Here is a 12074-nt window from a genome sequence, read left to right as displayed (position 1 = left end):
CCTAAAACAAAAAAGTAAAAATGGCTTTTAAGAAAGATACAAAGGTTAAGAATAATTTCACGAAGATTACCATCGGTCTTGCTTCTCCCGAAGAGATTCTGGAAAATTCGTTTGGTGAGGTAACCAAGCCTGAAACCATCAATTATCGTACATATAAGCCTGAGCGCGACGGTCTGTTCTGCGAGCGCATCTTTGGTCCCACCAAAGACTACGAATGTGCTTGCGGCAAATATAAGCGCATCCGTTATAAGGGCATTGTCTGCGATCGTTGTGGTGTGGAAGTAACCGAGAAGAAGGTGCGTCGTGAGCGTTCCGGCCATATTGAACTGGTCGTTCCCGTTGCACATATTTGGTATTTCCGTTCGTTGCCCAATAAGATTGGTTATCTTTTGGGCATGCCCACCAAAAAGCTCGATGCAGTTGTCTACTATGAAAGATATGTAGTCATCAAGCCTGGTGCAATGGCCGACCGTAAGGATGCTGAAGGAATGGAGATGAACGGTTCTCACAAGTTTGACCTTCTCTCTGAAGACGAATATTTCAACATCATCGACAATTTGGTTGATCCCAACAACGACCGTCTCGACGATTCGGACCCCAACAAGTTTGTTGCCAAGATGGGTGCCGAGGCAATCTATGATTTATTGATGGATCTTGACCTCGATTCACTCTCTTACGAACTGCGAGACCGTGCCAGCAATGATTCTGCACAGCAGCGCAAGACCGAGGCTCTGAAGCGTCTGCAAGTGGTAGAGGCCTTCCGTGCCAGCAAGGAAGTGAACCGTCCGGAATGGATGATTATGAAAATCATTCCGGTCATTCCCCCCGAGTTGCGCCCGTTGGTGCCGTTGGATGGTGGTCGTTTTGCAACCTCCGACCTCAACGATCTCTATCGTCGGGTGATTATCCGTAACAACCGTTTGAAGCGTCTGGTTGAAATCAAGGCTCCTGAAGTGATTCTCCGCAACGAGAAGCGTATGTTACAGGAAGCAGTCGACAGCCTGTTCGATAACTCCCGTAAGTCTTCTGCCGTGAAGAGTGAGAGCAACCGCCCGTTGAAGTCGCTTTCCGATTCTTTGAAAGGAAAGGCCGGTCGTTTCCGCCAGAACCTCTTGGGTAAGCGTGTCGACTATTCCGCCCGTTCGGTTATCGTTGTAGGTCCGGAGTTGAAGATGGGCGAATGCGGACTGCCGAAACTGATGGCAGCCGAACTCTACAAGCCGTTCATTATCCGCAAACTCATTGAGCGCGGAATCGTGAAGACCGTCAAGAGTGCCAAGAAGATTGTTGATCGTCGCGAGCCGGTCATCTGGGATATTCTTGAGAATGTGATGAAAGGTCATCCCGTTCTCTTGAACCGTGCCCCCACACTTCACCGTTTGGGTATTCAGGCATTCCAACCCAAGCTGATCGAGGGTAAGGCTATTCAGTTGCACCCACTTGCTTGTACGGCGTTCAATGCCGACTTCGACGGTGACCAGATGGCTGTCCATCTCCCCTTGAGCAATGAAGCTGTGCTTGAAGCCCAGATATTGATGCTCCAGAGCCACAACATCCTTAATCCGGCCAATGGCGCGCCTATCACCGTTCCTTCACAGGACATGGTGCTTGGTCTCTATTATATCACTAAAATCCGTCCGGGAGCTAAAGGTGAAGGCCTCTCTTTCTATGGCCCTGAGGAAGCTATCATCGCTTACAACGAAGGGCGTTGCGACCTTCATGCACTGGTGAAAGTCGTTGTCGATGACCTTGTCGACGGCCGGCTCCAGAAGCGTATGGTTGAAACCTCTGTCGGCCGTGTCATTGTCAACGGCATCATTCCCGAAGAAGTGGGGTTCTTCAATGACATCATTTCCAAGAAGACCCTGCGTGGTATCATTGCCGATGTGATCAAGGCTGTGGGAATGGCCCGTGCCTGCGAGTTCCTCGACGGCATCAAGAACCTTGGTTACCGTATGTCCTATGTGGCTGGTCTTTCCTTCAACCTCGACGATATCATCGTTCCGCCCGAGAAAGAGGCCATCGTCGCCAAGGGTAACAAAGAGGTAGAAGAAATCACCAATAACTATAATATGGGTTTCATCACCGATAACGAACGTTACAACCAGGTTATCGATACATGGACTCATGTCAACAATGAGCTTGGCGACATCCTGATGAAGGAAATGACCGAAGCCGACCAAGGATTCAATGCCGTTTACATGATGCTTGATTCCGGTGCCCGTGGTTCTAAGGATCAGATCAAGCAGCTTTCCGGTATGCGTGGTCTGATGGCTAAACCACAGAAGGCCGGTGCCGAAGGCCGTGTGACGATTGAGAACCCGATTCTCTCCAACTTTAAGGAAGGCATGTCGGTGCTTGAATACTTCATCTCTTCCCACGGTGCCCGTAAGGGTCTTGCCGATACGGCCATGAAGACTGCCGATGCCGGTTATCTGACGCGTCGTTTGGTCGATGTGTCTCACGATGTGATCATTACCGAAGAGGATTGCGGTACGCTTCGCGGTCTTGAGTGCCGTGCATTGAAGAATGGCGATGAGGTGATTTCCACCCTTTATGAGCGTATTCTCGGTCGTGTTTCCGTACACGACATTATTCATCCTACTACCGGTGAACTGATTGTTTCTGCAGGTGAGGAGATCACCGAGGACAAGGCACGCATCATTGAGGATTCACCTCTTGAAATGGTCGAGATTCGTTCTGTGCTCACGTGTGAAAGTAAGAAAGGCGTTTGCATGAAGTGCTACGGCCGTAACCTTGCTACAGCCCGCATGGTGCAGCTCGGCGAAGCTGTCGGTGTCATTGCGGCGCAAGCTATCGGTGAACCGGGCACACAGCTCACCCTGCGTACTTTCCACGCCGGTGGTGTCGCCGGTAATGCCGCAGCCAATGCCAGCATCGTGGCCAAGAACAACTCCAAGATTGAGTTTGATGAGCTCCGCACAGTGCCTTTCATTGAGGAAGGTGAAAATGGCGATGTCAACTGCCAGATGGTGGTGAGTCGTTTGGCCGAGATTCGTTTCGTTGATCCTAACACCAACATCGTGCTCAGTACACTCAATGTGCCATACGGTTCTACACTCTACAAGACTCAGAATGATGTGGTCAAGAAAGGTGATTTGATTGCCCGTTGGGACCCGTTCAATGCCGTTATCGTCTCAGAGTATGCAGGTAAGCTGAAGTTCAACGATGTCATTCGTGACAAGACCTACCATGCCGAGACTGACGAAACGACCGGTTTGACCGAGAAAATCATCACCGACTCCAAAGACCGTTCGCTCGTGCCTACCTGCAATGTCATTGATGCCGATGGTGAAGTTGTGGGTACTTACAACTTCCCCGTGGGCGGTCACGTGGTTGTGGAAGACGGCCAGACTATCAAGTCTGGTGAGACGCTGGTCAAGATTCCTCGTGCCGTGGGTGGTGCCGGTGATATCACCGGTGGTCTGCCTCGTGTGACGGAACTCTTCGAGGCTCGCAATCCTTCCAACCCCGCTGTTGTTTCCGAAATCGACGGTGAAGTGACAATGGGTAAGGTGAAGCGCGGCAACCGTGAGATTATCGTTACTTCCAAAACCGGTGACCAGAAAAAGTATCTTGTGTCTCTGTCCAAGCAGATTCTTGTGCAGGAACACGATGCTGTGCGTGCCGGCACACCGTTGTCCGACGGTGTCACCACTCCCGGTGACATCCTCGCCATCAAGGGCCCGACAGCCGTTCAGGAATATATCGTGAACGAGGTGCAGGATGTTTATCGTCTGCAAGGTGTGAAGATCAATGACAAGCACTTCGAAATCATTGTTCGTCAGATGATGCGCAAGGTGCAGATCAATGATCCGGGTGACACGACATTCCTTGAGCAGGAACTCGTTGACAAGCTCGACTTCTCGGAAGAGAACGACCGCATTTGGGGCAAGAAGGTGGTCACCGATGCCGGTGACTCCGATGTGCTCAAGGCCGGTCAGATTGTCACCGCCCGCAAGTTGCGTGATGAGAATTCCAGCCTGAAGCGGCGTGACCTCCGTCCCGTTCAGGTGCGCGACGCCGTTGCCGCCACCTCCACGCAGGTGTTGCAGGGTATCACCCGTGCCGCTCTCGGAACGAAGAGCTTCATGAGTGCTGCATCCTTCCAGGAAACCACCAAGGTGCTCAACGAGGCTGCCATCCGCGGCAAGTCCGACCGTCTCGAAGGTATGAAGGAGAACGTGATTTGCGGTCACCTGATTCCTGCCGGTACCGGTCTCCGCCAGTGGGAGAAGCTCATTGTAGGCTCCAAGGAAGAATACGAACGCATGGAAGCCAATAAGAAAAATGTTCTTGACTTCGCCGATGAAGTGGTAAACGAATAATCGTTTCCACTACATTGATAAGCAATATAAAAATGTCGCAAGCCGATGAAAAGGCCTGCGACATTTTTTGTTATACCTCGTGGAGCAATCGTTTGTCAGCGAGTCAAACTCTGTCTGAGCTGCCGCATGGCGGGCTTTGGAGTGTCGCTTGTGGGGTTAGATATTGCCGCTTGTAGGCTTTGGAGGGATTAGGGCAACAGGAAGATTTTGTAGTCTTTCACGCCTCCCGGAGCCCCTTGCTCGGCACGTGGCAGATAGTCAATGCCCGTTAAGGTTTGCTCCGAACCGAGGTCTATTACCAGCAGATGAGGGTAGGGGCTCCCTTTCATCGTGCTCCAATAGGTGCTCTCCTGCAAGTCAAAAGTCTTGTCAGCTGTCCGGTTTTCCTGTTCGGCATTTTCGCTGTCGGCATATTTGGCTGTCCACGGTTCGCGCGACAACCGTTGGCCCTTGTTGTCGAGTGCATACAATTCGGCTATCTGTGCGAATTCTTGGCCGTCTTGTGCGCTCAGAGCCTCAATGGCGAGGTATCTGCCCGTCGTGGGACGGGCGAATTTAACGGTCTGCCAGCCGTTTCCCGAATCCAATGTCCCTTGCGCCACGGGTGTCAGCGAGTTGAGATCAGGTCGGTCACCGGGATTGTTGTGCTTGTTGGTTCTTTCGAGATTCAGCTTGTCGAGTTCGGGTTTGTCCTGTCCGAAAGAAGTTGGTTCGCCTTTCGGCCCCACCACGTCGAGCACAATCACTTCGTTGCGCCCCTGTTTCAGCCAGCATCCCGGCAGATAGAGCGTCTGCTGTGGGCCGATGTTCCAAAACCGCCCAATGGCATGGCCGTTGACATAAACCTGTCCTTTGCCGAATGCTTCCATGTTGAGGAACGTGTCACCCGGCTTGCGGAGCATGAAATGGCCCCGATAGTAGCCTGCCTTTGTTAACAATTTGGCGTGTTGGCGTGTGCGTTTGCTCGTCTCTGTTCCTACGGACAGAGCTTTGACAGCCGTCTCATAGTTGTCAGGAATGGGGACTATAGTCCAGTTTTTCAAGTTCCACGACGCCTCGTGCCCGTCCATTTCTGCCGAGATGGTCACCTCTTTAGTGATGCCCTTGTAGTCCTTGATGGCGCGCCCGAAGTTGATGCGCCCCATTGCCTCGATGCGGATGCACAGTTCGGTTCCCTTCTCCACGGGTGGTAGCATGAGCGTTTTCTCATTCTTCACGCGGTCTATTTTCCCGATATATTTCCCGTCGACGAACACCTGTGCGAAGTCGTGAGGCTCGTTGAGGGTGAGCATACTTCCCACGGGTATCTTGGGTAGCGCGGTGGAATAGTCGGCTATACCCCATCCCATGTCCATGTCTTCAAAACTGCGAATGTCCCGGCTTTGCACACTGCTGCCCATTCCATTCCCCAAGGGGGCATATTCCGTGAGCACAAACTTGGGAATGGTGATGACCGGCATGGGAGCTTTCGGGGGAGCAGGCAGTTTGCCGCCATCGTTATATTTCTCCATCGTGTGGCGCAGTTCCCAGTATTTAGGCGTGGCTTGGCCGTATTCATTGATGGGGGCGTCGTAGTCATACGAGGTCACATCGGGTGCGAACCCCGGGCTGTTGGCCCCCGCCCAATGGCCGAACGATGTGCCTCCGTGGGTCATATAGAGTGAGAAGCTGATGCCTTTAGACAGCATCTCGTCGATGCCCTCGACCATAGCCTTGGCCGGTCGTGTCTCGTGGCGTGCCCCCCATTTGTCAAACCATCCGCTCCAAAACTCCGAGCACATTTGGGGTGCATTGGGGCGGAGTTCACCCAACCGCCGGAACTGCTGGTCAATGTCGGCTCCGGTGCCGAAGTTCATCGTCCACACAAGGTCGTCCAGTCCGTTTTTCTCGAAGTTGCTCGCCCAGTCGCACTGAAAGAGCGTCACCTTGTCGAATCCCGATTGCCGCACGATGTCGCGGATGGCCGACACGTAGGCTTTGTTCTCACCGTATGAACCGTATTCGTTTTCCACTTGCACCATGATAATGGGTCCACCGTTTTGGATGGTCAGCGATGCCAGTTGTTCGCCCACTTTCCGTTCAAACAACTTCACCCGTTCCATGAAATACGGGTCGGGCTCGCGCAGCCGGATGTCTTTCTTCTTCAACAGCCACCACGGCAGTCCGCCCATTTCCCACTCGGCACACACGTATGGGCCCGGCCTCACGATGACATACAGCCCGTTGCGCTGCGCCAACCGGCAAAATTCGGCCACATCGTTGTTGCCCGTGAAGTCGAATCTGCCTTCCTGTTGTTCGTGGATATTCCAGAACACATAGAGGCAAACGGTGTTCATGCCCAGTGCCTTGCACATCTTGATGCGATGTTCCCAGTAGGGGCGGGGGATGCGCGGATAGTGGAGTTCGGCAGCTTTCACCACAAATGGTTTGCCGTTGAGTAGGAAAGTTTTGTCGCCCACGGTAAACGTACCACCCTTCCGAGCCGCTGATACGGGGGGAAGCATGGCCGTGACCAACAGGGCTACGGTAGCGATAAAGTGTTTGAATGTCATAGAAGTGTTCAAATTAGGTTTATATATAATTATTTTTCAGGCTTGTAGACGATGGCCGCCACTGAACGGGCCGGTAACACACCGGTCTCGAAATCGGACACTTGCCTTTTGTCGAGATATTGTTTGGCAAGTTCGGCAGGCCATTGCAAATTTAGGAAATCTTTTTAAAAAAGCTTTGTTGTGGGGTGGAAAATGCATACATTCCTTCAATTTTCTCACCAAAGGCTTTTTACTTTCGTTCCTTTTAATGTTTTCCAATGTGGCGGTATGGTGCATTTCGGGTACTTCAAGTGTTTATTTCTTTTCGTTCTGTAGAGAGGAATGCTCTATGTTTTAAAAGTCTTTCCAAAACTTGCATATTTCGTCGGTTTTTGTTAACTTTGCGAATCAGATAAACAACGTATTACCTTAATTGATAAATGAGATTATGACAGAACAACCGGACAACCAACAGGGACAGCAGTTGCAGATTGAACTGCGCCCGGAGATAGCCGCAGGCATCTATTCCAACTTTGCGCTTATCGCACATTCCAACACCGAGTTTGTCCTCGACTTTGCCAGTATGCTCCCCGGGCTTCCCAAGGTGCAGGTGGGCAGTCGGGTGATTATGGCCCCGGAACATGCCAAGAGGCTGTTGGCTGCCTTGCAGGAAAACATCGTGAACTATGAACGCGAGTTCGGAAAAATAGAGATTCCCAACCAGCAACCGCGCACCATCGCACCGTTCGGTGACGGGATGGGACAGGCCTGATGCGCTTTGCGCATGGGCACAGGCGGTTGACGGAAGGATAGGAGACCGGCTGCAGAGGCATGCGGTCGGGGAGGGTGGAATCGTCAAATTAATTGATTCCAAATCCTTCTTGTTTTGCGCTCTGTTTCAAATTTCTTTCCTTTCGGTCTACCATACGCGATTTTCGGAGGTGTCTGTAAATGGCTGTCAATCAGTGGTTTGATATTTCTTGACACTCGTTTCGGACACTGTTAGAAGCTCAAAGGGCCTCGGCGAGCGTGTGGAAGAGCTTCTTTTACACGCTCGCCGAGGCCCTTTGAGCTTCTAAGTATGGCCGTTTTGTAATATCATTCGACTTTGATGAGAAAATCGGTCGACTTATCAGGCCTTTTTAAGGCATCTTTCGGCTCCCGCTATCATCTGTTTGGCGAATTTTAAAAGTCCTTTCTTTTTACTTTTTGTCCTACTTTTTGGTTGTCTGGAAGGGAAATGAGATGTGGGTGGAATGGTCTCTCTGCATTTGTTTTTAGCGATGTCGGTGTGTCGGGGGTGAAGGGTGCACGCCGTAGCGGCATACTTGTTTTATGGAGAACAATACAAATAAGGAGGGTGAACTCCCGGACTTTTCAAGGTGCTTGGGTGCTATTCTCTTCAGAAATTCCCGCTTTTGCATTCTTAAACTGACCTAATAAGAGTTATATTTTGTTAATTTGCGGTAGGGGCGTGGAGATTGCAAATTATTTAATTAGGTAGTTTCGGGGAAAGTTTGTACCTTTGCAGCCCGAAATAGCTTCGTAAAAGCCGTTTCTCTACAACTTGATTATAATAATTAAATATATAAATTAAAAAAGTAAAATTATGCCTACGATTTCGCAATTAGTAAGAAAAGGCAGAAAGGAAGCTGTAAGCACCAGTAAATCACCGGCTTTGGACAACTGTCCTCAGCGTCGTGGCGTTTGCGTGCGTGTTTACACCACCACTCCTAAGAAGCCTAACTCGGCAATGCGTAAGGTTGCCCGTGTTCGTTTGACAAACCAGAAGGAGGTCAACTCCTACATCCCCGGAGAGGGCCACAACTTGCAGGAGCACTCCATTGTGCTGGTGCGTGGTGGTCGTGTGAAAGACCTTCCCGGTGTGCGTTATCACATCGTTCGCGGTACGCTCGATACAGCCGGTGTGGCCAATCGCACACAGCGTCGTTCCAAGTACGGTGCTAAGCGTCCTAAAGCAGCCAAAAAGTAATCAAGCTGAAACAATGCCGATGGCTCACGGTCGGAGAAGACTGAGAGCTTGAGGCTTTACATTATTTTATTATAATCGTTTTGCTGGAGAATTGTAATTAGGTTGAGTAAATGTCCGGGTGAGGGCGTTGAAGAACAAAAGAGCAGCCCCAAGCAGAATAAATTTTCATAACAAAATGAGAAAAGCAAAACCCAAGAAGCGCGTGATCCTTCCCGATCCCGTGTTCAACGACCAGAAGGTCTCAAAGTTCGTAAACCATTTGATGTATGATGGCAAGAAGTCCATTTCATACGAAATCTTCTACAACGCTCTCGACAACGTGAAGGCCAAGATGGCCAACGAGGAGAAGTCGGCCCTTGAAATTTGGAAGACTGCCCTTGACAACATCACTCCGCAAGTGGAGGTGAAGAGCCGCCGTATCGGTGGTGCCACATTCCAGGTGCCTACGGAGGTGCGTCCCGAGCGCAAGGAGAGCATTTCGATGAAGAATATGATAGCTTTCGCCCGCAAGCGTGGTGGCAAATCCATGGCCGATAAGCTGGCAGCCGAAATCATGGATGCCTACAACAATCAGGGTGGCGCATACAAGCGTAAGGAAGACATGCATCGCATGGCCGAGGCTAACCGTGCATTTGCTCATTTCAGATTCTAATCAATATTAAATAGGTAAAAAGACAATGGCAAATCGCGATTTACATTTGACACGTAATATCGGTATTATGGCCCACATCGATGCCGGTAAGACAACGACTTCCGAGCGCATCCTGTTTTATACGGGTAAGACTCACAAGATTGGTGAGGTGCATGATGGAGCAGCCACAATGGACTGGATGGCTCAAGAACAGGAGCGTGGTATCACCATCACTTCTGCTGCCACTACCTGCAACTGGAACTATAAGGATAAATCATATAAGATCAACTTGATCGACACTCCGGGACACGTTGACTTCACGGCCGAGGTGGAGCGTTCGCTCCGCGTGCTCGACGGTGCCGTAGCCACCTATTCGGCAGCTGACGGTGTGCAGCCGCAGTCTGAGACGGTGTGGCGTCAGGCCGACAAGTACAATGTTCCCCGCATCGGTTATGTCAACAAGATGGACCGTTCGGGTGCCGACTTCTTCGAGACCGTGCAGCAGATGAGGGATATTCTCGGTGCCAATCCCTGCCCCGTGCAGATTCCTATCGGTGCTGAAGAAAACTTCAAGGGCGTGGTAGACCTCGTGAAGATGAAGGCTATCCTCTGGCACGACGAGACGATGGGTGCCGAATATGATGTGGAAGAGATTCCCGCCGACCTCGTAGACGAGGCCAACGAGTGGCGCGACAAGCTGCTTGAGAACGCTGCCAACTTCGACGACGAACTCATGGAACTTTACCTTGAAGGCAAGGATGTGCCTGAAGAGAAGTTGCTCGCAGCCATCCGCAAGGGTACCATCGCCATGGAGCTGACTCCTATGACGCTTGGTTCCTCTTACAAGAACAAGGGTGTGCAGCCGCTGCTTGACTATGTTTGCGCTTTCCTGCCTTCACCGCTGGATACGGAAAACATTGTGGGTACCAACCCCGATACCGATGAAGAGGAAGACCGCAAGCCTTCCGAAGATGCTCCTACTTCGGCACTCGCTTTTAAGATTGCCACCGATCCGTTCATGGGTCGTCTGGTGTTCTTCCGCGTTTATTCGGGTAAGGTGGTTGCAGGCTCGTATGTTTACAATCCCCGTTCCCGCAAGCGTGAGCGCATCAGTCGTCTGTTCCAGATGAACTCCAAACAGGAAATTCCCATGGAGTCGATTGATGCCGGTGACATCGGTGCAGGTGTAGGTTTCAAGGATATCCGTACGGGTGACACCCTCTGCGATGAGAATGCTCCTATCGTGCTTGAGTCCATGACTTTCCCCGACACGGTGATTTCCATTGCCGTAGAGCCCAAGAGCCAGGCCGACATTGCCAAACTCGACAACGGACTTGCCAAACTCGCCGAAGAAGACCCGACTTTCACCGTTCGTACCGATGAGCAGAGTGGTCAGACCATCATCTCGGGTATGGGCGAGCTCCACCTTGATATCATCATCGACCGTCTGAAGCGTGAGTTCAAGGTGGAATGTAACCAAGGTAAGCCGCAGGTGAACTACAAGGAGGCTATCACCAAGGACGTTACACTGCGCGAGGTGTACAAGAAGCAGAGTGGTGGTCGCGGTAAGTTTGCCGACATCATTGTGACCGTTGGCCCGAAAGATGAAGACTATACCGAGGGTGATTTGCAGTTCATCAATGAGGTGAAGGGCGGTAATGTGCCCAAGGAGTTTATCCCTGCCGTGCAGAAAGGTTTTCAGGATTGCCTCAAGAGCGGTGTGCTCGGTGGCTTCCCGTTGACCGGTATGAAGGTGACACTCACCGATGGTAGCTTCCACCCCGTTGACTCCGACCAGTTGTCATTCGAACTTGCCGCTCACAATGCGTTCAAGAATGCTTGTCCGAAGGCAGGTCCCGTGCTCATGGAGCCTATCATGAAAGTGGAGGTTGTTACTCCCGAGGAGAACATGGGTGACGTGATCGGTGATTTGAACAAGCGTCGTGGTATGGTTCAGGGAATGGAAGAGGCTCGCAGCGGTGCCCGCATCGTGAAAGCTATGGTTCCGCTGGCTGAGATGTTCGGCTATGTGACCGCCCTGCGTACCATCACTTCAGGTCGTGCCACCAGCTCCATGGAGTACGACCATCATGCACCACTCTCCACTTCGATAGCCAAGGCTGTACTCGAAGAGGTGAAGGGCAATGCAAACCTCCTGTAACGCAGAATCAGAAAATAAAAGAATGGAGGCGCCGCTTAGCGAATGACTCTTAAGCGGCGTACCTCCTTTCTGAAGTTTAATAATTAAAACAACTTAATTGACAATGAGTCAGAAAATCAGAATTAAGCTGAAGTCTTACGACCACATGTTGGTTGACAAGTCAGCAGAGAAGATTGTGAAGGCTGTCAAGGCCACCGGCGCTATCGTCAGCGGTCCGATTCCATTGCCTACACGCAAGCGTATTTATACTGTAAACCGCAGTACATTCGTTAACAAGAAGGCTCGTGAGCAGTTCCAGCTCTCCGACTTCAAGCGTCTTATCGACATCTACAGCTCTACAGCCAAGACCGTTGATGCGCTCATGAAGCTCGAATTGCCTTCAGGCGTTGAAGTGGAGATCAAAGTCTAA

At 51.2% G+C, this 12074-nt stretch carries 7 protein-coding genes; 6 read left to right on the top strand and 1 reads right to left on the bottom strand.

The genetic code is table 11. The annotated features are described in order from the left end of the window. The first annotated feature begins 20 nt into the window (after nt 1-20). Complete coding sequence (gene rpoC, locus HMPREF6485_RS01225; protein WP_004342447.1) at nt 21-4349, top strand: DNA-directed RNA polymerase subunit beta'; 4329 nt, start codon at nt 21-23, stop codon at nt 4347-4349. A 188-nt stretch (nt 4350-4537) separates the two neighbouring features. Here rpoC and HMPREF6485_RS01220 read toward each other — a convergent pair whose 3' ends face one another. After that, nucleotides 4538-6901, bottom strand: coding sequence for a beta-galactosidase (locus HMPREF6485_RS01220; protein ID WP_004344138.1), 2364 nt, complete (start codon nt 6899-6901; stop codon nt 4538-4540). A gap of 427 nt (nt 6902-7328) precedes the next feature. Between HMPREF6485_RS01220 and HMPREF6485_RS01215 the strand changes: the two genes are divergently transcribed. The 5 genes from HMPREF6485_RS01215 to rpsJ all read left to right on the top strand — a co-directional run bounded on the left by HMPREF6485_RS01215 (nt 7329) and on the right by rpsJ (nt 12074). Next, the gene (locus HMPREF6485_RS01215; protein ID WP_004341802.1) at nt 7329-7652 is read left to right on the top strand and encodes a DUF3467 domain-containing protein; all 324 of its coding nucleotides are present in this window, start codon (nt 7329-7331) and stop codon (nt 7650-7652) included. Nucleotides 7653-8489: 837 nt separating this feature from the next. Beyond that, entirely contained in the window at nt 8490-8873 is a 384-nt protein-coding gene (gene rpsL, locus HMPREF6485_RS01210) for a 30S ribosomal protein S12 (RefSeq protein ID WP_004341801.1), read from the top strand. Between the two features lie 175 nt (nt 8874-9048). Then, nucleotides 9049-9525, top strand: a complete 477-nt coding sequence (rpsG, locus tag HMPREF6485_RS01205; RefSeq protein WP_004341800.1) for a 30S ribosomal protein S7 — start codon at nt 9049-9051, stop codon at nt 9523-9525. A 25-nt stretch (nt 9526-9550) separates the two neighbouring features. Beyond that, on the top strand, nt 9551-11665 hold the full coding sequence (gene fusA / locus HMPREF6485_RS01200) for an elongation factor G (RefSeq protein ID WP_004344134.1): 2115 nt from the start codon (nt 9551-9553) through the stop codon (nt 11663-11665). A 103-nt stretch (nt 11666-11768) separates the two neighbouring features. Then, nucleotides 11769-12074 carry a 30S ribosomal protein S10 gene (gene rpsJ / locus HMPREF6485_RS01195; protein ID WP_004341798.1) on the top strand — a complete coding sequence of 102 codons (306 nt, stop codon included), beginning with the start codon at nt 11769-11771 and terminating at the stop codon, nt 12072-12074.

It is taken from the genome of Segatella buccae ATCC 33574 (assembly GCF_000184945.1).
Classification (GTDB): domain Bacteria; phylum Bacteroidota; class Bacteroidia; order Bacteroidales; family Bacteroidaceae; genus Prevotella; species Prevotella buccae.
The sequence above is the reverse complement of the archived record's forward strand: the minus strand, read 5'-3'. Positions and strand labels throughout refer to the sequence as shown.

Coding starts and splice junctions, on each gene's coding strand:
- rpsG (WP_004341800.1), top strand. CDS start 9,049: ATGAGAAAAGCAAAACCCAAGAAGCGCGTGATCCTTCCCGATCCCGTG.
- rpsJ (WP_004341798.1), top strand. CDS start 11,769: ATGAGTCAGAAAATCAGAATTAAGCTGAAGTCTTACGACCACATGTTG.
- rpsL (WP_004341801.1), top strand. CDS start 8,490: ATGCCTACGATTTCGCAATTAGTAAGAAAAGGCAGAAAGGAAGCTGTA.
- fusA (WP_004344134.1), top strand. CDS start 9,551: ATGGCAAATCGCGATTTACATTTGACACGTAATATCGGTATTATGGCC.
- HMPREF6485_RS01220 (WP_004344138.1), bottom strand. CDS start 6,901: ATGACATTCAAACACTTTATCGCTACCGTAGCCCTGTTGGTCACGGCC.
- rpoC (WP_004342447.1), top strand. CDS start 21: ATGGCTTTTAAGAAAGATACAAAGGTTAAGAATAATTTCACGAAGATT.
- HMPREF6485_RS01215 (WP_004341802.1), top strand. CDS start 7,329: ATGACAGAACAACCGGACAACCAACAGGGACAGCAGTTGCAGATTGAA.